The sequence below is a fragment of the Neobacillus sp. DZ-9 genome (assembly GCF_059587065.1).
The window spans coordinates 225,016-247,945 of the sequence record NZ_JCAIOL010000009.1 but is presented as its reverse complement, the minus strand read 5'-3'; the positions used below and the strand labels follow the sequence as shown (position 1 = coordinate 247,945).

23 protein-coding genes are annotated in these 22,930 nt (G+C 38.2%); 10 read left to right on the top strand and 13 right to left on the bottom strand.

Features of this window, described 5'->3' with window-relative positions; all coding sequences use genetic code 11:
• The first annotated feature begins 3 nt into the window (after positions 1 to 3).
• The 3 genes from AC59HZ_RS23600 to AC59HZ_RS23590 all read left to right on the top strand — a co-directional run bounded on the left by AC59HZ_RS23600 (position 4) and on the right by AC59HZ_RS23590 (position 7,354).
• On the top strand, positions 4 to 1,299 hold the full coding sequence (locus AC59HZ_RS23600) for a glutamate-1-semialdehyde 2,1-aminomutase (RefSeq protein WP_496548189.1): 1,296 nt from the start codon (positions 4 to 6) through the stop codon (positions 1,297 to 1,299).
• A gap of 321 nt (positions 1,300 to 1,620) precedes the next feature.
• Positions 1,621 to 6,090 (top strand): glutamate synthase-related protein, encoded by a 4,470-nt coding sequence (locus AC59HZ_RS23595; protein ID WP_496548188.1) that lies wholly within the window; start codon positions 1,621 to 1,623, stop codon positions 6,088 to 6,090.
• Positions 6,091 to 6,277: 187 nt separating this feature from the next.
• Positions 6,278 to 7,354 carry an FUSC family protein gene (locus tag AC59HZ_RS23590; protein WP_496548187.1) on the top strand — a complete coding sequence of 359 codons (1,077 nt, stop codon included), beginning with the start codon at positions 6,278 to 6,280 and terminating at the stop codon, positions 7,352 to 7,354.
• Between the two features lie 16 nt (positions 7,355 to 7,370).
• Here AC59HZ_RS23590 and AC59HZ_RS23585 read toward each other — a convergent pair whose 3' ends face one another.
• From AC59HZ_RS23585 to fabL, 5 genes are all read right to left on the bottom strand, one after another.
• Complete coding sequence (locus AC59HZ_RS23585; RefSeq protein WP_496548186.1) at positions 7,371 to 9,137, bottom strand: ABC transporter ATP-binding protein; 1,767 nt, start codon at positions 9,135 to 9,137, stop codon at positions 7,371 to 7,373.
• Positions 9,138 to 9,215: 78 nt separating this feature from the next.
• The gene (ntdP, locus tag AC59HZ_RS23580; RefSeq protein ID WP_496548185.1) at positions 9,216 to 9,746 is read right to left on the bottom strand and encodes a nucleoside tri-diphosphate phosphatase; all 531 of its coding nucleotides are present in this window, start codon (positions 9,744 to 9,746) and stop codon (positions 9,216 to 9,218) included.
• 194 nt (positions 9,747 to 9,940) lie between these two features.
• On the bottom strand, positions 9,941 to 10,198 hold the full coding sequence (locus tag AC59HZ_RS23575) for a YgaB family protein (protein ID WP_496548184.1): 258 nt from the start codon (positions 10,196 to 10,198) through the stop codon (positions 9,941 to 9,943).
• Positions 10,199 to 10,347: 149 nt separating this feature from the next.
• On the bottom strand, positions 10,348 to 10,566 hold the full coding sequence (locus tag AC59HZ_RS23570) for a gamma-type small acid-soluble spore protein (RefSeq protein WP_496548183.1): 219 nt from the start codon (positions 10,564 to 10,566) through the stop codon (positions 10,348 to 10,350).
• Between the two features lie 72 nt (positions 10,567 to 10,638).
• Positions 10,639 to 11,388, bottom strand: coding sequence for an enoyl-[acyl-carrier-protein] reductase FabL (fabL, locus tag AC59HZ_RS23565; protein ID WP_496548182.1), 750 nt, complete (start codon positions 11,386 to 11,388; stop codon positions 10,639 to 10,641).
• Between the two features lie 116 nt (positions 11,389 to 11,504).
• On the opposite strand from fabL, the gene yfhS reads away from it, so the two are divergent.
• Positions 11,505 to 11,687 carry a mother cell protein YfhS gene (gene yfhS / locus AC59HZ_RS23560; protein ID WP_496548181.1) on the top strand — a complete coding sequence of 61 codons (183 nt, stop codon included), beginning with the start codon at positions 11,505 to 11,507 and terminating at the stop codon, positions 11,685 to 11,687.
• Positions 11,688 to 11,725: 38 nt separating this feature from the next.
• Here the strand turns inward: yfhS and mutY are convergent, their stop codons facing one another.
• The gene (gene mutY, locus AC59HZ_RS23555; RefSeq protein WP_496548180.1) at positions 11,726 to 12,820 is read right to left on the bottom strand and encodes an A/G-specific adenine glycosylase; all 1,095 of its coding nucleotides are present in this window, start codon (positions 12,818 to 12,820) and stop codon (positions 11,726 to 11,728) included.
• Between the two features lie 106 nt (positions 12,821 to 12,926).
• On the opposite strand from mutY, the gene AC59HZ_RS23550 reads away from it, so the two are divergent.
• Positions 12,927 to 13,907: a metal-dependent hydrolase gene (locus tag AC59HZ_RS23550; RefSeq protein WP_496548179.1), complete on the top strand. Its 981-nt coding sequence runs from the start codon at positions 12,927 to 12,929 to the stop codon at positions 13,905 to 13,907.
• Positions 13,908 to 13,938: 31 nt separating this feature from the next.
• Here the strand turns inward: AC59HZ_RS23550 and AC59HZ_RS23545 are convergent, their stop codons facing one another.
• Positions 13,939 to 14,208: a YfhJ family protein gene (locus tag AC59HZ_RS23545; RefSeq protein ID WP_496548178.1), complete on the bottom strand. Its 270-nt coding sequence runs from the start codon at positions 14,206 to 14,208 to the stop codon at positions 13,939 to 13,941.
• 133 nt (positions 14,209 to 14,341) lie between these two features.
• Here AC59HZ_RS23545 and AC59HZ_RS23540 point away from each other — a divergent pair, with 133 nt between their 5' ends.
• Entirely contained in the window at positions 14,342 to 14,512 is a 171-nt protein-coding gene (locus AC59HZ_RS23540; protein WP_496548177.1) for a small, acid-soluble spore protein K, read from the top strand.
• Between the two features lie 43 nt (positions 14,513 to 14,555).
• Here AC59HZ_RS23540 and AC59HZ_RS23535 read toward each other — a convergent pair whose 3' ends face one another.
• Positions 14,556 to 14,879, bottom strand: a complete 324-nt coding sequence (locus tag AC59HZ_RS23535; protein ID WP_496548215.1) for a YfhH family protein — start codon at positions 14,877 to 14,879, stop codon at positions 14,556 to 14,558.
• Positions 14,880 to 14,968: 89 nt separating this feature from the next.
• On the opposite strand from AC59HZ_RS23535, the gene AC59HZ_RS23530 reads away from it, so the two are divergent.
• Complete coding sequence (locus AC59HZ_RS23530; RefSeq protein ID WP_496548176.1) at positions 14,969 to 15,646, top strand: SDR family NAD(P)-dependent oxidoreductase; 678 nt, start codon at positions 14,969 to 14,971, stop codon at positions 15,644 to 15,646.
• Positions 15,647 to 15,654: 8 nt separating this feature from the next.
• On the opposite strand, the gene recX is transcribed toward AC59HZ_RS23530, so the two are convergent.
• Positions 15,655 to 16,464, bottom strand: a complete 810-nt coding sequence (recX, locus tag AC59HZ_RS23525) for a recombination regulator RecX (protein WP_496548175.1) — start codon at positions 16,462 to 16,464, stop codon at positions 15,655 to 15,657.
• A 75-nt stretch (positions 16,465 to 16,539) separates the two neighbouring features.
• On the opposite strand from recX, the gene AC59HZ_RS23520 reads away from it, so the two are divergent.
• From AC59HZ_RS23520 to AC59HZ_RS23510, 3 genes are all read left to right on the top strand, one after another.
• Positions 16,540 to 17,445 (top strand): TIGR01777 family oxidoreductase, encoded by a 906-nt coding sequence (locus AC59HZ_RS23520; protein WP_496548174.1) that lies wholly within the window; start codon positions 16,540 to 16,542, stop codon positions 17,443 to 17,445.
• Positions 17,446 to 17,562: 117 nt separating this feature from the next.
• Entirely contained in the window at positions 17,563 to 17,697 is a 135-nt protein-coding gene (locus tag AC59HZ_RS23515; protein WP_289986839.1) for a YfhE family protein, read from the top strand.
• 111 nt (positions 17,698 to 17,808) lie between these two features.
• On the top strand, positions 17,809 to 17,997 hold the full coding sequence (locus tag AC59HZ_RS23510) for a YfhD family protein (protein ID WP_223589761.1): 189 nt from the start codon (positions 17,809 to 17,811) through the stop codon (positions 17,995 to 17,997).
• A gap of 64 nt (positions 17,998 to 18,061) precedes the next feature.
• Here AC59HZ_RS23510 and AC59HZ_RS23505 read toward each other — a convergent pair whose 3' ends face one another.
• The 4 genes from AC59HZ_RS23505 to AC59HZ_RS23490 form a co-directional block, all read right to left on the bottom strand.
• A complete protein-coding gene (locus AC59HZ_RS23505; RefSeq protein WP_496548173.1) occupies positions 18,062 to 18,556 on the bottom strand; it encodes a DoxX family membrane protein in 495 nt (164 codons plus the stop codon).
• Between the two features lie 404 nt (positions 18,557 to 18,960).
• On the bottom strand, positions 18,961 to 19,659 hold the full coding sequence (locus tag AC59HZ_RS23500; protein WP_496548172.1) for a glycosyltransferase family 2 protein: 699 nt from the start codon (positions 19,657 to 19,659) through the stop codon (positions 18,961 to 18,963).
• Positions 19,660 to 19,685: 26 nt separating this feature from the next.
• A complete protein-coding gene (locus AC59HZ_RS23495) occupies positions 19,686 to 21,509 on the bottom strand; it encodes a glycosyltransferase (RefSeq protein ID WP_496548171.1) in 1,824 nt (607 codons plus the stop codon).
• Between the two features lie 172 nt (positions 21,510 to 21,681).
• Positions 21,682 to 22,914 (bottom strand): homoserine dehydrogenase, encoded by a 1,233-nt coding sequence (locus tag AC59HZ_RS23490; RefSeq protein WP_496548170.1) that lies wholly within the window; start codon positions 22,912 to 22,914, stop codon positions 21,682 to 21,684.
• Between the last annotated feature and the right edge of the window lie 16 nt (positions 22,915 to 22,930).

The window sequence follows — 22,930 nt, the reverse complement described above, 5'->3', positions numbered from 1 at the left end:
AATATGCAATTTACCAATTCAGAACGGTTACATAATGAAGCTTTAGAACATATCGTAGGTGGAGTTAACAGTCCATCGCGCTCCTATAAAGCAGTGGGCGGCGGTGCTCCAGTGGTGATGGAGCGGGCCCAAGGTGCATACTTCTGGGACGTCGATGGCAATCAATATATTGATTACCTTGCAGCATATGGACCAATTATTACTGGACATGCGCACCCACACATCACTGAAGCCATTAAAATAGCGGCAGAAAGCGGAGTCCTCTATGGAACCCCAACACCCCATGAGGTAAAATTCGCAAAAATGTTAAAGGATGCCATTCCTTCATTAGATAAGGTTCGCTTTGTTAATTCAGGAACAGAAGCAGTAATGACAACAATCCGCGTGGCCCGTGCTTACACCGGTCGTGATAAAATCATTAAATTTGCCGGGTGTTATCACGGACACTCTGACCTTGTTCTTGTTGCAGCAGGATCAGGCCCTTCCACTCTTGGAACACCAGATTCCGCCGGTGTTCCAAAAAGTATTGCTCAAGAAGTGATCACCGTACCATTTAATGATATTGAACCTTTTAAAGAAGCAATAGAAAAATGGGGGGACCAAATTGCAGCGGTTTTAGTGGAACCCATCGTCGGAAACTTCGGTATAGTTGAGCCAAAACAAGGCTTCCTGCAGCAAGTAAATGACCTGACCCATGCCGCAGGTGCATTGGTCATTTACGATGAAGTTATTACGGCTTTCCGGTTTATGTACGGCGGCGCCCAGGACCTTTTAGGCATTCAGCCAGACCTTACTGCGCTCGGAAAAATAATTGGCGGAGGATTACCAATCGGTGCTTATGGCGGACGAAAAGAAATCATGGAAAAAGTGGCTCCACTTGGTCCTGCCTACCAAGCAGGAACGATGGCTGGAAATCCTGCGTCGATTCTTTCTGGAATCGCCTGTCTTGAAGTATTAAAGCAAGAAGGAATATATGATTATCTAGATCGTTTAGGAGCAATCCTGGAAGAGGGAATTTTAGAAGCAGCGAAAGAATATGATATTCAAATAACGATAAATCGTTTAAAAGGTGCATTTACTGTTTATTTTACAAATGAAACTATTGAAAACTATGAGCAGGCCGAGAATACGGATGGTGAAATGTTCGCTAAATTCTTCAAACTTATGCTTCACCAAGGAATCAACCTGGCCCCATCAAAATACGAAGCTTGGTTCTTAACCATAGCACACACAGAAGAAGATGTTGAGGCGACCTTACACGCAGTACGAAATGCATTTTCCTCACTAAAAGACGAATAAATATACATTTTTTATGCACAATCGGGAGTGGTAATCACTCCCTTTTATTTTTGAAATATTCATGAAAACGGTTACATAGACAACTTTCCTCATTTATCCATCACCTAAATACCTTAATTTTTTTATCCAAAACTTTGTATATTTATTTGATTTCTGAAAATTCATATGATACTATTAAATTATTATTTTATTTTTCCTTTACCTTATTGCCTCAATAAAGCATCGAATCATTTCAAACAGAACAAAAATTATTTTCACAAAATATAAGTTTCATAGGAGGTGAAGCGGCTTCCGAAGGATATTCCGAAGAAGCCCAACAATATGACACAAAGATGGACCCCTTCCCTATTTAAAGATTTTCATAAACACGAACATGATGCCTGCGGAATCGTTGCTTGCCTTGAAAAGAGTAAGCGTCCTACGAGAAAAAATATTTTTGATTGTATCGACGCACTTGTGACGATGAACCATCGTGCAGGCTTCATCAATGGTGAAGGCGATGGTGTTGGCATTCATACTGATATTCCCGTTGAACTCTGGAAAGAAAAATTGCTTCAGGCTGGAATAGACCCACAACTTGCAAATAAAGAAGAATTTGCAGTCGGTCACGTATTTATTAGCCAAAAGGTTGACCGGGAAACTACTAAACAAGAATTACAACAAAAACTACAAAAATTTGAATTAGAGCTAATTTTTGAGACTGACGAGGTTACGGACCCTGCTGCCCTTGGTCCAATTGCGATCCAAGAAAACCCTGTTTTTTGGCAATTTGCCTGCCTTTCAGCTAAAAAAGGCCAAGAGTTAACAAATGTTCTTTTTGATGCCCTGATTGATTTTGAGAAAAATGAGCATGTTCATGTAGCGTCATTTAGCCAAAACCATGTTGTGTACAAAGTTATGGGAGCTGGGGATATTCTCCCAAGATATTACCATGACCTGGCTAACCCCCTTGTGGCATCGACCATGACACTTGGCCATAATCGCTATTCTACCAATACTCTCTCAAGCTTTTTTCGAGTGCAGCCTTTTAGTGTATTAGGCCATAACGGAGAAATTAATACGATTGCAAAGCTTCGCGACGAAGCAAAAATGATTGGTGTTCCACTCGTTAAAGACGGAAGTGACTCACAGGATTTAAGCCGGACAATGGAAACACTAATTTGCCGAGAGGGATATTCCCTTTTTGAAGCAATGGACCTTTTGTTCCCGCCGATCGTTAACGAAATTAAGGCTTACTCCAGTGAACTTCAAGATTTATATACTTATATAAGAGAAGCATGGGGGCACTTTGCCCAAGGCCCTGCAGGAATTATCTCACGCTATGCAGATGAAGCCGTATTTAGTGTAGATGCTCTTGGACTGCGGCCGCTTTGGATGCTTGAAACGGAGACATCCTATCTCTTCTCCTCCGAACCAGGAATCATTCCTTCCAGTGAATATGTGAATGACCCTAAACCATTGGCACCTGGTGAGAAGGTAGGTTTTAAATGGAACGGAGAAGATTTAGAGATTTACGAGCAAGACCGTTATCAGAATGAAGTGTATACTCGCTATTCAAAACGTTTAAATCTTAGTGAAGCAAGGCATCGTTTGCAGCCTCCTGCATTGAATAAAACTGTGACGATGAATTATCCTGATAAAATCCATAATGGTCAATATAAGGCTTTTGGCTGGGAACGTGATCACATCCAATTAGTCGAACAAATGGCTGAAAAAGGGATTGATCCAATTCGCTCCCTTGGCCATGATGCACCACTTGCGGCACTTAATCCAGAACGGATTAATATTGCAGATTATATTAAAGAAAGCGTTGCGGTTGTAACCAACCCTGCCATCGACCGAGATCGTGAAACAGAACATTTCTCAACTCGCGTCATTATTGGCAAACGCCCTACTCTATTCGTAAAAGAAGAAACGGAAGCGGTTGTTGAATTGACAACACCACTTTTATTGGAAGGAAAATCCGGTTACATTTGTTCAGAAAGCTTAGGACAGCCAAGCTTCGATCAAATTGTAAAGCATTTCCAAGAAAAGAAATTGGTTACGTTTATCTCAACAACATTCCATAAAAACGAAGAGCTGGATGAGGCACTTGAAAGACTTTCTGCTGAAGCCGTGCAAGCTGTTCAGGCAGGAAAAACATTACTAGTTCTCGACGATGCTAAAGCTCATCAAGAAGATGCATTCTGGATCGATCCACATTTAGCTACGTCAGCGATTGATCAGGCATTAGTTAAAGCAGAGTTAAGAAGAGATTGTTCTTTATTGCTTCGTTCTGCTGCGATTCGCTCGCTGCATGACATTATTACTGTATTTGGTTTAGGAGCAGATTTAATCAGCCCATATTACATGTTCTTAACGGTTTTGGATGAATCTACTACACCGTTAACCAACCTATATAGCGCATTAACGAAAGGTTTAGAAAAAGTAATCTCTACGATTGGAATCCATGAGCTAAGAGGCTATGGCCGATTATTTTCCAGTATTGGCTTAAATGAATCCGTCGCAAAAGTATTAAATATTGTAAACTTTTTCGGATCAGAAGAAATCGATTCTGGCTTTGATGCAATGAAGCTGGATGCTCTAAAAAGAGCAGAAGATTATAATAACGAGAATGAGCGTGTTGGAAAAACGTTCCATCTCTTCCCGCGTATTTGGAAAGCAATTGGCGAGGTTGCCGCCACAGGCGACTATGGCGTTTACCGCGATAAAATCACCGAGCAAGAGACAGAAAACCCAACAACAATCCGCCATTTAGTTCAATTAAAGCAAGACAATAAAGCTGTTTCACCAACAGATGTTGATATTCGTGTCGGAGACCATGATTTACCATTTATTATTTCTTCGATGTCCTTTGGATCACAAAATGAGATTGCCTTCCGAGCTTATGCCGAGGGTGCTGACCGATTAAATATGGTGAGTCTGAATGGAGAAGGCGGAGAAATCAAGGATATGCTTGGCAAATATCCAAAGACGCGCGGTCAGCAGATTGCATCCGGACGATTTGGCGTTAACGCTGAATTGCTAAACTCTTCGAATCTGTTAGAAATAAAAATTGGTCAAGGAGCGAAGCCTGGAGAAGGCGGACATTTACCTGGATCAAAGGTAACAGCTAAAGTAGCTGCTGCCCGTAATGCCACACTTGGTTCTGACTTGATTTCGCCATCAAACAACCATGACATCTATTCGATTGAAGATTTAGCACAAATGATTCAAGAATTAAAGACGGCAAACGATCAAGCAAAAATTGCTGTTAAGGTACCAGTCGTTCCAAATATCGGAACCATTGCAGTCGGTATCGCCAAAGCTGGTGCGGATATTATCACATTAAGTGGATTTGATGGAGGAACAGGTGCTGCGAGGATTCATGCGTTGCAGCACGTTGGATTACCAGTTGAAATTGGTGTCAAAGCGGCACATAATGCCCTCCTTGAAAGCGGACTCCGTCACAAAGTTGAACTTTGGGCTGACGGCGGAATGAAGAGTGCCAAGGACGTTATCAAAATTATGCTTCTTGGTGCAAACCGAGTTGGCTTTGGAACATTATCGATGCTTGCAATTGGCTGTACGACTTGCCGCGGCTGTCACTTAGATACATGTCATGTTGGTATTGCCACCCAAATTGAAACGGAAGCACAAGCTAAGGATCACGGCCTGCGCCGATTTGTACCACGACAATTAGATTTAGCAGTTCAAGGCATCATGAACCTGTTCACTGCTTTCGCTTCAGAATTAAAGGAACTTGCTGCTTCAGCTGGAATCAAAAACCTCCAGGATGCAGTCGGTCATTCCGAATTATTAGAGCAATTTAAAGGAGAAGATCAGCTTAACCTCTCTCATTTGCTTAAACCATTAGAAATCAGCCAATTTGCGAAAGTGGAGGCATCCAAATCAATATCAGAGGCGCAAATGCAAGTCGCTGTTGGTGCAGAATATCTCGATGGAAGTGTAGAACAGCTTCATTCATCTAGAGAATTCGCAAGTGTTACTTCTGAACAACGTGTTCTTGGAAGCCGTGTTTCCTGTCACCGTGTTCGTGGCAGACTTGACGGGTCTTACAAACAGCTTCCTCCTGTACAGCTAAAGTATAAGGAAGGATCGATTCCTGGAAATGGACTTGGTGCTTATAACAGTGAAGGCATTGAAATTACTGTTAACGGCGGCGGTCAGGACGGGGTTGGAAAAACGTCCTTCGGTGGAAATATCCATGTTCTTAAGTCTAAAGGTAAAAATGGACATTTCTATAATGGTTCAGTTGGAAAAGGATTTGGATATGGGGCACAAAAGGGTCTCCTAGTTGCCCAAGGAAATGCTGATGCCCGTGCAGGAATCCGATTATCAGGTGCAGATTTAATCATTGGCGGCCAAATGAAAAAGCCGCTTCCAGAAAAAGAAGCCGGCAACATTGGTTCAAATGCTAATATTAAAGGTTTTGCATTTGAATATATGACAAATGGCCGCGGTCTTGTATTAGGAGATCCAGGACCATGGATTTGCGCTGGTATGACTGGTGGCGTTGTGTATTCACGACTTCTGCCTGAAATGGGTCTAACGAAAGATGCTCTTAAGAAAAGAATTGCAAAAGGTGCAAAGGTATCTGTCGTTGATTTAAATGAAAAAGGAATAAAAGATATCAATGAGTTATTAACAAAGTATACTGACCTTCTCGAGCAAAACGGTCAGCCGGAAGAAGCAAACGATCTTCGTACTTTATTAACAAACTTGGAAAATCATTTCGTTCAGATTCTTCCAGTTAAGGAACAAGCTGATCCATCAGTATCAACAGAGTGATTTATTAGCAACCTATTACGCCCGCTTTTGACAAGCGGGCGTTTTTTTTACATTTTTTTGGAACAATACGAAAATAAATTCATATAATTTCTCTTGATTAAATGAATGATTCCCTGTATAGTACAGTATTGTTATTTATGTGTAAAATAAAAAGATAACTACTTATTTTGAAAGGAAACTATTTAAAATGAAGTTAGGTGCCCGCATTTTTAAAACGGGAATAGCTATTGTTTTATCATTATACTTAGCCCAACTATTGCATTCACCTTCCCCAGTCTTTGCCGCCATTGCTGCGATATTCGCTATTCAACCGACGATATACCGATCCTATTTAACAATCATTGAACAGATTCAAGGAAATATTATTGGAGCAATAATGGCAGTAATTTTTGTTCTTTTGCTAGGCAATCATTATATTGTGGTCGGACTGGCTGCAATCATCGTAATTCTTCTAAATTTAAAGCTAAAACTCGAGAAAAACATTGGTCTTTCACTGGTTACATTAATTTCAATAATGGAAATACAAGGCGGAAGCTTTATTCAGTTTGCAGGAATTCGTTTCTCCACGATTATGATTGGGGTATTTTCAGCTTTCTTGGTTAATCTTGTGTTTATGCCGCCAAAATATGAAAATAAGCTTTATTTAAAAATAGCCGACACGACCGAAGAGATTATCAGGTGGATTAGATTAAGTACACGTCATGACTTCGACCATCAATTTCTCAAAACTGATATTGAAAAGTTAAAGGACAGTTATATTAAAATCAATCAATTTTACTTAATGTATAAAGAAGAACGAAGCTATTTTAAAAGGATTACATTAGAAAAGTCACGGAAACTTGTTATTTATCGGCAAATGACTTCTACAGCCAAAAAAGCGCTTGATACATTAAAAAAGCTTCATCGATTTGAAAATGAACTGTTGCACCTGCCAGAAAATTTTCAGCAATCGATTCAGGAACAATTGGATTGTTTGATTTACCAGCATGAGCAGCTAATGCTCAGGTTTATTGGCAAAATCCCAACCAACCCCACCTATTCAGAAGGAAATGTTTGTTTAAATAAAAAAGAATTATTTGACCTATTTTTATCTCATCAAAAGGAATATGCTGAGCAGGATCCTCCACATATGTATCATATTATGCAAATCGTTGCATCAATCATTGACTACAGTGAGCAGGTCGAACATCTTGATACTTTGATAACAAGTTTTCATTCTTACCATGAAAATGAAGTTTCCATTGAGGAACCTCAAAACGAATGAAAAACCGAAGTGGAATTTACTCCACTTCGGTTTCTTTATGTTCAAGCATTTGTACCTGAAATAATTTAAAATAGTTCCCTTGCTTTGCCATTAGTTCTTCATGTGTTCCGATTTCAACAATTTGGCCATGCTCAATTAAAACGATGCGATTCGCATGAGTGATGGTCGATAACCGGTGTGCTACAATAAAGGTGGTACGGTCCTTTGCTAGCTCCTCAAGGGATTCTTGAATCGAATGTTCACTTTCTAAGTCAAGAGCCGATGTCGCCTCATCTAAAATAAGGATTGGCGGGTTTTTCAAAAATACCCGTGCAATTGCAATCCGCTGCTTTTGCCCCCCGGAAAGCTTTACGCCCCTTTCCCCAACCTTTGTATTATATCCTTCAGCAAGATTTAAGATAAATTCGTGTGCATTGGCGGCTTTGGCTGCCTGGTAAACTTCTTCATCCGTTGCCAATGGTTTTCCTAATAATATATTATCCTTCACTGATTCACTAAATAAAATATTATCTTGAAACACAACTCCAATTTTATCCCGTAACGTTTGAACCCTAAACTGACGGATATCTACACCATCGAGAGTTATTTTTCCTTTGGTTACATCGTAAAAACGCGGAATTAAGCTAACCAGCGTTGATTTCCCGCCGCCGCTCATTCCAACAAGTGCAATGGTTTCTCCCTTTTTTACATCAATGGTAATCTCTTTAAGTACCGGTTCCTCATTTTCATTATAGGAAAATGATACATCCTCAAAAGAAATATCACCATATACATAACTGCACTCTTTCGAATCCGGCTCGTCAACAATATCATATTTTTCATCCAATAATTCAAAAACACGGTCCATTGAGGCAAAGGATTGTGTAACAGTGGTTGAAGAGTTAACCAGTCTTCTTAAGGGATTATAAAGCTTGTCAATATAAGCAAAAAACGCCACCATCGTACCTAATGACAGCTGATGTTGAATAACTAAATATGCTGAATAGCCTATCACAATTAATGGCGCGATATCTGTAATCGTGTTTACAACAGAAAAGGACTTCGCGTTCCAGCTCGTGTGCTGCAAGGCTTTTTCTAAAAAGTTTTTATTCTGCTTATCAAACTGGGTTTGTTCATATTCTTCAATCGCAAAACTCTTGATAACAGGCATCCCTTGTACCCGTTCATGGAGGTAGCTTTGAACCTCCGCCAGAGCTTGCGAACGAATCCTTGTTAACCTCCGTAAATTCCCAAAAAAGTAGCTTATGGAAATAGCATAGAATGGAAACAGCAAAATCGAAATTAAGGTTAATTTAACATTCATTGAAAACATAAGAATAATGGCAATAACAATAGTAGCAATATCCAGCCACAGGTTCATCAATCCAGTCACAACAAACGTTTTCGTTTGCTCAACATCATTTATAACACGAGAAATGATTTCTCCTGCTCGAGTATTGGCGTAATACTTAAAGCTGAGCTTTTGAATATGTTTATACATCGTGTCACGAAGATCGTATAAGATTTTACTTGAAGTCCACTGGGCAAAATACTGCCGGTAATACTCAATCGGTGGTCTAAGAACCACAAATATAACAATCATCAAACCCAAAATCAGCATTAATTTATGTATTTTTTCATCAGCTGATAAGGAGTGATTTCCAATGATATCATCCACTACATACTTTATTAAAATAGGTATTATAAGAGGAATAGAGAATTTTATGAGTCCAATGATGATTGTTCCAATGATCTGCCATTTGTATGGCTTTACAAATTGAAGATATCTCTGAATGCTATTCAATCTTTTATGGCCCCCTTTCTTTTTTCGATAAGCACGTAAAAACCTGTTGATAAAATCAACAGGCACCTACGCTACCCTTTAACGTCTGTATGTTAAATAACGTTCATACCAAATATCAATAAAATCTGGAGCAAATGGGCCATTTCTTTGCCGAATCCATTGAATCAGCTTATCAACGTTTCGCTTAAGAATTTGGTCTATTACAGCCGGATAATTCATTTCTCGGCGATGCCGCTCATACTCATCTTCGTCTAGCAAATTAAATGTCATATCAGGATACACCTTTATATCAAGATCATAATCAATATATTTAAGTGCTTCACCATCAAAAATAAATGGTGAACTGATATTACAATAATAATAAATGCCGTCTTCACGGATCATTCCAATTACATTAAACCAGTATTGTGAATGGAAATAACAAATGGCAGGTTCTCTTGTAATCCACGTTCTACCATCTGATTCTGTTACCAATGTCCGATCATTTCCACCAATCACTAAATGCTGTGACCCTTTTAAAACGGTTGTTTCTTCCCAGACGCGATGGATGTGCCCATTGTGTTTATAGCTATGTATTTGCATTGGTTCACCTTCGATGGGTACGCCCATGTTCTCCCCTACCTTCATTACTGAACGCTTTGTAACCTATTCTTTTGAAAAATAAACGACAAAAGGCAACAAAGAAAATTCCTATTATCTATTATTATAACGGTTGAGAACAGAATTTAAAACAAAAGAGCCACATTTCAAGTGGCTCTTTGTAAAAATTTGCGAAATTTTTTCTTCATTTTCTTTATTTTTCATTACAAAGAAGGAGTTAAACTTGATTCCCGATATGAATTTATAACCTCTTCAGTCTGTTTTTCAAACATGGACTGAATTTCTTTCAACTCTTTTTTCTTTAGTTGAATATCAGTTTGAATACTTTCAAGATCGGTTTCGTTCTGTAATGTCTGCAACTCCTCTTCAATTTGCTGACAACGTTCAAGTTCAGCCTGAAGGTATAATAATTTTTCCATCGTTGCCATTTGCTCGGAAACTAATCGGTTAAAATGATTCATTTCCCTCACCGCCTTATTATTTGTACCTAATATGTATTCTTGAATAATCCTTAATCTCCTTTGACTACTTATGTAGACTAAAAGGAAGTTTTGTCGAATAGAAAGAGGGCACCCTTTCGATTGGAAGAGTGCCCTCAACTTAAGTATGATTAGCTTTGACCCATTTGGCCAGCGCCGCCTTGGCTTTTATTTGCTTGTGATTGTTGGTTTTGCTTTCTTACTTCTGCAGCATTCGTTTCACTCGCAAATTCTGTACCAAATGCACCTGCTGCACCTGCTGCACCTGCTGCACCTGCATTTTGTTGTCTTACTTCCTGGATGTTAGTTCCAGCTGAAGTTTTGTTTGGCTGTTGATTGAATTTTGCCACTGTAATCACCTCCACGAATATTAATGTATCCCTGCTTCGTGAAGATTATCCAAAAAAATTATTTAAAAATAATTAAACGAGTAATGATATTCCACCATCAACGATGATAGTCTGTCCTCTAATCATGCTTGAATCATCAGATAATAAGAACATTACGGTGTTAACCATGTCCTCAATTTCAACCATTTTCCCTGCAGGAGTTTTTTCTTTTGCTTCTTGAAGCAACTCTTCCCGATTAGGGAAATGCTTCAATGCTTCTGTATCAACCGCGCCGCCGGAAACGGCATTTACCACAATATTTTTTGGAGCCAATTCAATTGCTAAATACCTTGTCAGCGCTTCAAGTGCTGCTTTTGATACACCTACAACTGTATAATTCTTAAGATAACGAATCGACCCTAAAGAACTTATGCTGACAATCTTTCCTCCACCATTTTTCTCCATCAATTTTGCCGCTTCCTGGCCACAAAATAAAAGAGCTTTGCTATTGATGTTTAAGGTCCAATCCCAATGTGATTCTTCTAGCTCCATAATCGGACGCTGTACACCAGAAGCTGCGTTATTGACAAATACATCTAAGCGGCCAAATTCCTGTTCAATTTGGGCAAACATATCTTTAATTTTATCTACATCTCCAACATTGGCTTTAATTATTAAGGCTTTTCTACCTAATGCCTCAACTTGTTCAGCTGTTTCTATGGCACCCTTCTTGCTTCGCGCATAATTAATGACAATATCATATCCTGCTTCAGCAAGCCGAAGTGCTGTTGCCTTTCCAATTCCCCTGCTGCTTCCAGTAATTAATGCTACTTTTTGTGTCATCTTCCTTTTCCTTTCCTCAATCAAGTATAGCTCTTATTTTAGCTTTTCCATGAATAGAAGACAATTAATAGACCAAACACTAAGAGAAAATACCATAACGAAGGGATGAAAGTTTTATGTATGCAGGACGAGATATGACAGAGCTTTCAATGATGGCTAAATCTGACTGGGAGGATAGCGAACTTACCTTTTTTCATCATTCCCTGCAGCAAATTGCCCCCTATTTAAATAGCGAGGGCCAAACCATACACAGAGAGATCATCGAAGAAATTGAAAGCCGTGGAGGGATCAAACACTAGAATAAAAAGAACGCCGTAACAAGTCACGGCGTTTCTTCCTATTTTTGTTCCTGATAAAGCTTTATCATTTTTTGATAGGAAACAGGAAAAGCGTATTCTTCCATTTCCGCTAACGAAACAAGCCTCCATTCATCACTTTCCACAAACTCGGAACATATTTTACCTGTATACACTTTAATATTCCAAACTAAATGTGAAAAAACATGTTCAATTTGACCGATAATCTGATTAAGCTTGACAGGTAAATTTAAAGATTGATTAAATTGAGCTATAACTTCCTCGCGATCAGCCTGCAATGGATGAACAATCTCCACATTTGGAAATTCCCATAGGTTTGCAAGTAATCCTGACGAGGGCCGCTTATGAATGACAATCTTCCCATTTTCAGCTAAAAGAATGGCCGAAGCTAATTGTACATGACGAGTTTTTGTTTTTTTCGTTTTCACTGGAAGCTCATTTTGTACACCTTCATAAAACCCGTGGCAATGTTCGCGAACTGGGCATAATAAGCATGATGGAGAGGTTGGGGTACAAATCAATGCTCCTAATTCCATTAAGGCTTGGTTAAAGGCAGACGGGTCATCATGTGAAATTAATTCCCGAACCGCTTTTTCAAAAATTTTTCGCGTTGATGGTTTCGCAATATCTTCCCAAATAGAAAGTATTCTTGATAAAACGCGCATGACATTACCATCTACAGCAGGTTCCGGAACACCATAGGCAATGCTTAAAATAGCACCTGCGGTATAAGGTCCGACTCCCTTAAGTTTCGCAATTTCTTCAGGGGTACTGGGTACCTTACTATTATAATTAGCTTTTACTTCCTTAACTGCAGACTGCAAATTGCGTACTCTTGAGTAATACCCAAGCCCTTCCCATGCTTTTAGAACCTTATCTTCTTCCGCTTCAGCTAAGTCTTCGATGGTGGGAAACCATTCGATAAATCGATTAAAATAAGGAATGACGGTATCTACTCTTGTTTGCTGCAGCATTATTTCCGATACCCAGACCTTATAAGGATCCTGATCTTTTCTCCAGGGAAGGTCACGCTGTTCCGCCTTAAACCAAGAAATTAAATCATTTTGAAAAGCATTTATATTGATTTCTGTAATATTTTTTAGATCAATTAACATAACTTTAGGCCCTCCGTAAAAAACTAGCAAAAAGTAAAGCATTTTCGTCTTACAATAAGTTAATTTTTCTATTTTGACAAGAACATTTTAAAGGAGGATATTCCTTTTGGATACTGGAACTCATGTTGTCATGGGCATTGCACTGGGTGGTCTTGCAACCCTTGATCCAGCAGTGGCGGCCAGCCATGCTACTACAACTAGTGTTTTAATTGCAACAATCGCAGGTTCTCAAATACCAGATATTGACACAGTTTTAAAACTAAGAAATAATGCCATTTATATTCGAAATCATCGTGGAGTGACCCATTCTATTCCTGCGGTCATCCTGTGGCCGCTCTTAATCGTAGCAGTCATTTATCCTTTTTTTCAGGGTGCCAATCTCCTTCATCTCTGGGCATGGACCTTTGCTGCCGTTTTTATCCATGTTTTCGTTGATATATTTAATGCGTACGGAACTCAAGCCTTAAGACCATTCTCTTCAAAATGGGTGGCACTAGGTGTGATTAATACCTTTGATCCGATCATATTTGGAATTCACGTCATTGGGATTTTCATTTGGATTTTAGGGGCAAATCCAGGCTATACTTTTCTGATTATGTATGCCGTTATCATCGTCTACTATTTAAGAAGGTTTCAAGCTAAAAAAAGAGTTTTAGTTGAGGTTAGAACCCTGATTCCTGATGCAACTGAAATTATTATCGCTCCAACCATGAAGTTTCATCAATGGCGAATTGCTGCCATGAGTAAAAGCATGTTTTTTGTTGGCAGGTCCGAAGATAAAAAAGTAGAAATTTTAGATCGTTTTAAACGTGTTCCTGTTCCGCAAACCCCCTTAATTGAAGCTGCGAAAACGGATTACAATATTTCCGCTTTTCTTTCATTTTCGCCAGTTTATCGCTGGGAAATAGATGAATTCACTGATTATTATGAGGTCCGTTTTATTGATTTACGCTATCGAAGTAATGGCCATTATCCCTTTGTGGCTGTGGTGCAATTAGATTGTAATTTTAACCGGATTACCTCTTATACAGGCTGGGTGTTTAGTGAAAAGAAATTGCGAAAAAAATTAGGGATTATCCCAAGTTAAAAAAGCAAGTGACCCATTGTCACTTGCTTTTTTAATGGAGAGTATTTTTTGCTTGTTCTAGAAAATGTTTATATTTCGGATTGGTCGCTGCAAATTCATGCAACTTATCGCCGTAGTTTTCAATCCATTGTTTAACAATTTTTTCTGTCATTTCACTGCCCATATATTCCCTTCCCGCTTTTGCATACGTGGTTTCAAAATCCTCCCAAAGCAGCTCAACCCAAGTCCGGGCTTGTTGGTAGGAAAGCTGGTCATTTTTGCCTATAAGCAGGTTTGCTAATTTTTCATGATAATCATTCACGTGCACACCCCATTTGCCATTTTCTTATAACATAACCGTAAAAATTTAAGCAAATACTAACGTTACGTGGTAAGCATTGAAAGACAAGCTTTGCTTTTCACGTTTTTCTCATTCCCTTTAATGGAGGTACCGCATGAGAAATAAAGCGACAAATTTCCCGAATCAAAATAATAATAAATTTGAGGGAGAACCGAGAGCAAAAGCAGAATATGCTTCAAAAAGAGCAAACGGCACTACCAATACGCATCCTCAAGAGCGTATGCGTGCTTCTGGTGAACGTGATGACGATTCACCACAATTTTAATTTGTAACACTAAGACAAACCAGAGAATAAGTTCTCTGGTTTGTTACTTCAACCTCTTTAGTAGAGATATCGGAAGTGCTTCTTCTTTACCATCGCCTTGTAGTCGATAACCCCAAGCAAACACGCCATTCATATAGTCTATTTTAAAATGTTGGCCAGGGTCTCCCTCAATTTCATAAATTTCTCCAGTTTTAAAGGAGTCTGGGTTTAATAAATAAGCTTTTGCCATTAATACTTTTCTTTCAAGGACGGCAAATTCATTTACCATTCCCATTTGCTCTGCTTTTCTTGCTTTTTCTTGTAGCGCAGCAATTTCCTGCCTTAATTCCTGCTCTGTCATTTCACTATACCGCTTCTCCTGCTGCATCATATTCCCTCCCATTTCTCTTTATTTTAGTATAGTTTTTTTTGTAAAATTAATAAAGGCATTAAAACCAATTTGAAGGAGATAACTTAATGAAAACAATCATTGTAACTGGTGCTGGATCTGGGTTGGGAAAAGAGCTAGCATTTCTTTTTTCAAAAAAGGGGTATCATCTTTTGCTTGCTGGCAGAAGTACTGATAAATTAGTTGCTGCCAAAGATGAAATTGAAGGAGAAGGCGGTACTGCTGAGATCCTTGTACTAGACATTCGGAATAATAAAGCAGTTTCGGAGAAATTAAAAGATATTGGCAGCACCTACCACATAGCGGGATTGATAAATAATGCTGGAGTCGGACATTTTGGGCCGTTTGGAGAGATAAATGAAAAGCAAATCATCGAAATGTTAGATACCAATGTGTTAGGAACAATTTTTATGACGAAGGCAATTTTACCGCTTCTCCTTGCTAAGGGAGAAGGAAGGATCATGAATATTATTTCAACTGCCGGTTTACGCGGAAAGGTCAATGAAGCAGTTTATGCAGCGAGCAAATTTGCAGTCAGAGGCTTTACCGAAAGCCTGCAAAAGGAATACGAGGTCAGCGGAATTAAAATTAATGCTGTTTATATGGGAGGCATGGATACACCATTTTGGGAGGACAGTGACCATATTAAAGACCCATCACGGCTAAGCTCACCTAAGCAAGTTGCTGAGATGATTTTTGAGCAACTTGATCAAAATGAGATTATTATTGAAAGTAAAAAATCATGACGCTCCTGTCATGATTTTTTACTTTCAGCTAAGTACCTCTCGATTAAATCAATTGAAAAGCCTTTCCGATATAAAGCTTGCTTCATCTTTTGTTCATATTCGAAACCGCTGAATTGAGAGTATTTCCGATGGGCTTTTTCCCCATGAAACCTGATGGCTTCCATTTCCTCATCAACTTCTTTATTCACATCAGTTTCATTTACAGCAATATGAATAACCTCAAAAGGATATCCTTTTCTAAGCAGCAACTGCTCCAGCTTTTGCTTTTGAATTTTCTGAGAGTCCTTTGAATTCTTCTGGAAGAACTTTTCGCTCATTTTTGTTGCTTTTTCAATCTGCTGCTCGCGCGGAAATTCCTCGAGTGCACGAAGTCGAATTCCCTCCTCAATCCCTCTTTCCTTTAATTCCAGTTTGATTAAATCAGGACCTTTATCAGTCGTATTCGCCTGTGTTCGTACATAAGCAAAGGCATAATCCTCATCATTGATGTATTTCTGAATTGTTAATTTATGAACAATTTCCTCGATGACGGGGTCATCTACTTCTTTTTGAATAAGATAATCCCTAATTTCTTTCGACGACCTCATTCTCCTAGCTAAATAATTTACCGCTAGATTATAAGCCTTACGAATATCATCCTGGAACTGAATTTCCATGAAAGAAAAATCATCAATTTCCATGCCTTTTTTTAGCTGAAATTTTATTAGTACATCACTATCAACACTAAAGGCAAATTCCTCGCCCTTTCCGTAATCCATAAACACATTAAACCGATCTTGATTTTTCTGCTGTGTGGTGATTTTCGTAATAATAGCCATTTCCTTCACCTCAAGAATACTTTACCATATTCTTCATTTAATATAGTAAAATAAAAGCAAAAGGTGGTGTTTTTCATGAAAATTGCAATCGCTGGCGGGACTGGATTTGTCGGGAAGGCACTGGTAGATGAATTCCTAAAAAACAATTATAAAGTCGTTATTTTAACTAGAAGGTTACCTAACATAATTAAGGATGACCGAATTCAATATGTACAATGGCTGAGTGAAAATTCAAACCCCATATCCGAACTTCAGAATACTGATATTTTTATTAACCTTGCTGGGGAGTCGATTAATAGCGGGCGGTGGACAGAAGTAAGAAAAAACAAAATATTAATCAGCCGGCTTGGGGCTGTTAAAGAGCTAATAGAAATTATGAAGAAATTGGAACGAAAACCAAAGGCATTTATTAATGCCAGTGCAGTCGGTATTTATGGAACATCATTAGACACGGTGTTTACAGAAGAAGAGCAAAAACTCGGGAATGATTTCTTAGCTGAAACCGTCAGGCAATGGGAATACGAGGCAAGTTTTGCATCAAAATTAGGAATACGCACTTCTTTTTGCAGATTCGGAATAATCCTTGACCGTGATGAGGGAGCATTGCCAAAAATTTCATTTCCATATAAGGCTTTTATTGGCGGGAATATCGGTCATGGCCGGCAGTGGATGTCGTGGATTCACATTGAAGATATAGTTAAAGGAATTACTTTTATTATTGATAACGAGGACATTCAAGGAGCAGTTAATTTTACGGCTCCTAACCCGGTTACGATGAGCGAGTTTGGGAAAACACTTGCACTGGAATTACACCGCCCTCACTGGTTGCCGGTTCCCAGCTTTGCCCTTCGATTACTTTTGGGAGAAATGAGTACATTAGTTGTCGATGGTCAAAAAGTATTACCAAATAAATTATTGGATTCAGGTTTTGAATTTAAATACCCGGATCTTCAAAAAGCCTTACGAAATATAATTTCTTAAAATCAGTATCATTCCTTTCCTATAAGGTAAAAATGGAAATAAGTACATAAAGTGCTTTATTTTTACCACATAGCTTGATGACGATTGACAAAAAAATGTTGAAAGGAATGAGCAAAAATGGCTGAAAAGAAGAAAAAGGATAAGGATAGAGGGAAATACAGTCTTACAAGCATGCAAGAGGTATCTTATCAGCGGGAATTTAAAATGGCAGACCGTGCAGGCGGTTATGCCGACAGAAAAACGAAGCTATAGTACACCAAATTTTTAAAGAATTTTCCATTAATGGACCCCTTTAAATTTGTTAAAACTAGAGTGGAGAGCATCTTTCCTCTCAAGAGTTAACATTTGAAAGGGGTTTTTATGATGGGTCGTTCACGCGGACATGGTTCACGAGATAAAAATAAAGCTTCACTTCCACAAGTTCCAAAAAACATGAAATCAGATGGACAGGATGTTGAGTTTTCAAAGGAAATGGCTGATGGAGCGGATCTTGAGGCACTGGCACGAGCTAATGCAGCAAACCAGCGCGTCCAAAATCGAAATAGAAAATAATCCTTTAAAAAAAGAAGCAGGTTTTGCCCTGCTTCTTTAATATAAATTTTTCATTGTTTTAACACTAATTGATGTGCACATTTTTTGCACGGACTTTTTGGAAATTGCCTTTGATAAAAGGTACTGCAAATCGGTCAAGTCCGAAGTAGTAAGCTCCAGTGCCTGCGAATAATAGAATCATCGCTGCTGTATAAAGAATTGGGTTAGTGCTTGTTGTTCCCGCGAGCATAAAGTTTAAGTTCATAAATGCACCAGCGATTAATGCCGGAATCGTTGCTAAACCCACGATTAATCCTAAACCAACTAGCATTTCTCCCCAAGGAATCAAGACGTTAAAGATATGAACATTTGGGATCGCGAATTGTTGTAAAAAATCAGCGTACCAAGCTTGCACTGCTGGATGTTCCCCTGTTGCATTTGCCAGAGCTCCTTTAAGAAAACCGCCTGCATCGAAACCGCCTGTTAATTTATGATAACCTGCCTCAATCCATTGTAAGCCAAGCCAAACTCGTAATACTGTCCATACAACTGCTGCAAGAGGAGTTTTGTACCATCTCATCACAATCATCTCCTATTAATTTCTTGTGAAACATTTCACAAGTTTGTTAATGATTTTAATTTCCCTTATTGTTAAGGGTGGATCAGCTAGCTGTTATTGTAGCAGAAGTTTGTGAATCTTTTCACTATCTTCTCTACACTTTTAATATACTCTCCGCCACAAAAAATGACAACGGCTTTCACATATTTTTAACATTTTAATATTAGAAATTTGGAGGTATTGTGAACAACATAAATTATTACCTCCATTCCGTTTGTGGATTTTGTGGATAAGCATTTAAAATAACGTAATACCAATCCGCGCAATGTGGATAAGTCTGTGGGAAAATAAACAAACCTTCCTTATGTAAAGATGACATTATTGATTTAATGTCACCACGCTTTAAATTTATTACATTCAAGCTTTCAATGATCAATCTCTTTTGCGATCACTGCTTTAAAATCGTCTGTATAGGTGATGATATCTCCCCATTCCATAAGCTCTTCTTCAGAAATTTTCCAGGTATGCTTTTCTGCTTCTTGCCGAATTACAGCAAAATGATGGCGATCAGTAGAATAGATGTGAAACCCCTTTTCTTTACACTGATCAATGAAAAAGTAATCCTCAGCTCGATTCACTTTTTCAAATTGAACCTGTTGAAATACATCCTTTCTAAACATAAGTGTTGCTCCGGCAACAGTGTCAACGAAGGAATTTTCTTTACCCGACATATAAATCAGTGCTTTTTTATTTTTAAAATAAATATATAATGAACTTTTACCGATTATTGAAATATTTTTATTTTTAAAAGCTTCCATCCCGCTGCTTATATATTCAGGACCGTAATAGTCATCGTCATCAAATTTTGCTATAAAATCATATTTTGATTTCATAATCCCAAAATTCAGGCAGTCGCCTAATGTTGCTTTTTCATGCAGTTGATATACCTGGACACACTGATAATTCTTTGCCTTTTTGATCCATTTATCGATGTCCATGGAATCCTTATTTAGGATAATAATTAGCTCTTTATCCTTCCAGGTTTGCTGTTGATAATTTTCGAAAACATTATTGATACTCTCATCTCTTATTGTACAAGTTATTATGGAAACCACTTTCTTCACTCCATCCCCTTAATTTAGAATAATATTTAGGAATTCAAGATTTTCTCTAAAAGGCTGGTTAAACTGGTGAATTCCTCAAGGGATTTAAGGGAATTAATATCTTCTTGAAGGCCTTTTCTTTCGTCTGAACCAAAACCTGCAGCCCCTAAGATATTAATGTGACGAATATCTATTTGAAGTAATAGGACAGTTGCTTGAAGAATGCGAATAAATCTCTCTTGGAATTCTTGAAATCTCTCTGGATAGGTTTGCATAAGTAACTTATACTCGCTTAGTACCTTATTCATCGTTAATAAATCTACTATGCCTGAAAGCTCTAATCCAAGAATTAAAACATCGACGTCATAATGCTTTAAGATAAAGAGCCCCAGGTTTTGAATTGCCTCTTTCCATTTACTTATTCCCACAGGATGTTCTTGGTGGTAAGTTATTAATTCGTTGGACACAATATATTTGGCATCCAGTTTATATAAACGGTACCCTATTTCCCAATCCTCGTAGCCGTATTGAACAAAGTCCTCATCAAACAAACCTGCTTGTTGAATAAACTCTTTACGGATGGAAACATTCCCTGTAAGAAATGCCATCCATGGAAACATAAATCCATCTAGGTCCACATCAAAATTTTTAACTATCGTCTCAAACCACGTAAATGGTTTAAAAACTAAATCCGTATAGGTTTTATTGGTAATATCGTCTTTTTCTATTAATGGATACGGCTTTTCCAACGGTAATTTTAAGTCTTGCAGCTTTCTGTTTTTCTCTGGATTATTTTTGGTTAAGGTTTGGATCCTGTTCATTACATCCTGAGGAAACTCAGGAAAGATACATGAATAAATCTTCTTAGAATGCATCACACCTGACAAAATAACCTTATTTTGAGATTGATGATACTTAAAATGCTTTTCAACAAAATCTGGTTCTGTAATCATTTCAGCATCTAGAAAAATCAGGATGCTCCCTTTTGCTGCTTGAATACCTAAATTTCGCACATTTGCTCTTCCAAGATTACTTTTATTACGGATATATTTAAAATGATAAGGTGGATTATAACCTTTAAGATTTTCTTCTGTTTGGTCAGTAGATGCATCATCTATAAAGATTACTTCTATTTTTGAAGGATTAAATGTTTGTTGTTCGAGTGAGTAAAGGGTAAATATATTGAGTGGAAATTTATTATAAGATGGAATAATGATACTGACTTCAATATTTTGATTCTTTTTATTTTCTCTGTTTGCCTTACTAGTTTTTTGGGTGGTTTGGGTGTTTTTTTGCTTCACTCTTACATCCGTTTCTTTTACAGGACGATCTGGCCAAATTCCGTAAAGCCCCTCTTTGTTTCTACTTATCTGTTGATTCATATAAGTCTTAAGTTGTTTATTAGTCCGGCAATGGTCCCAAAGCCTAATCTCTTTGATTTCTCCTTTAAAAGATCCGCCTGACAAACTACCAATAATCCCTGTCGGGTAGACATACCTTTTAGGGCTTCGTTCACCAATTTTCACAAATTCACCATTAATGTATAAATACGGATATCTATTATCATAAACAATGGCAATATGAGTAATATCGTTAATTTCTGTTTCATGTACTAACACGGCAAAAGTATTTATTTCCGTATGTTCAAGGACAATTACTCCATTTTTTCCCACTGAAACACTAATTCCTGCTTCATCATAATACTCCCCATTTCCTGGTCCAACCATATAATTTTTCCCATCTGCATTTACAGGTTTTTCGCGTGATTGTTTATCAATCCGATGAACGCTTTCTGGTTTCACCCAAAACTCATAAGTGAATGAATTAATAAGCTTGGTCAGCAAAAGTTCATATAAGCTATTTCCTAACATGCCGCCCCCTCCATTCCCTTGTATTCAATAACTAGTCCATAGGTCGAGCTTTTACACAATATGCTCAACATACGATTATGTCTAAACTTATCCCTAGTTACGAACGATTTTTTCTGATTATTTTCAAATTCTTAAAAAACTAAAAAAAGAGGGCTGCTGCCCTCTTTTTTTACTATTGAGCTGTCAATACTTTGTCTTCATTTGCTGCCTGATACTCACCCACTATTGGGAAATAAGAAATTTCCTTATCTTGATTAGCCAGCCCCTCTACATCCCTCTTTGTCGCCCTGATTATATAGGCTTGTTTGAATGTTTGTTCAATCAAGTTAGACGGAATGCTTTGAAAATAATTGCTCTGAGCATGTACAAACCAAAGCTCTTCTTTGCAGCTTCTTTGCAGGTCAGAAACTGTCGTATCCTCAACTTTAAATGTTCTATCCTTCTGATTATTTAGGCAGACATATACCAAATCTTCGATAACTGCACTGGCGGTAGGAAACATTCCCGCTCCTGGTCCTTGCAGTGTAATTCTGCCAACAATATCTGAATGAACACTAACAGCATTCTCGACGCCCTCTACATGATAAAAAGGATTCTCCTTCCCGACAAGAGCCGGCTTAACAGATACCTGTATTTGGCCGCCTTCCTTAGAGATACTTGCAATATGTTTAAACCTCAATCCTAACTTTTCGGCAGCGTCAATTAATTCACTTGTGATGGAAGTGATTCCTTCACGTTCAACATCCTGCCAATTCGGTTCTTCCCCAAATGCAATTCGGCTTAGAATCATTGTTTTGTAGAATGCATCGAAGCCTTCGACATCATTGGTTGGATCTGCTTCTGCATAACCATTTTCTTGAGCCTGAAGCAGTGCTTCGGCAAAGGACCATTTCTTTTCTCTCATTTCGGTTAGGATGAAATTCGAGGTCCCATTTAATATTCCTTGAATTTGTTGAACCCGGTTAATTTTTAATAGTTGTTTTAGTGTTTGAATCACCGGGATTCCCCCGGCAACTGTGGCTTCAAAGCCCACAGAGACGTTATTTTGTTCTGCAAGCTCATTCAGTTGTTTTCCATGGTGTGCAAACATTTCCTTATTGGCTGTAATAATGTGGCAGCCCCGCTCAATTGCTTTTTGCAAAAATGTAAAGGTCGGCTCCTTGTTTACAATGGCTTCAATTACAATATCAAGCTTTGGCAAGTTGAGTATCTCTTCAAAGTCTGTAGTTATTAAAATATTTTTACGAATATTTCTTTCCCTCTGTTTATTTTTAATTAGAATTGCAGCCACTTCCACTTTCTTGCCTAAAACGGCTTCAAGGTCGTAAGCATGTGATTCAATCGTCCGGTAGACACCCTCACCCACCGTACCAAAACCTAAGATTGCCACCTTTATAACAGTCATTTTTTGCACCCCTTCA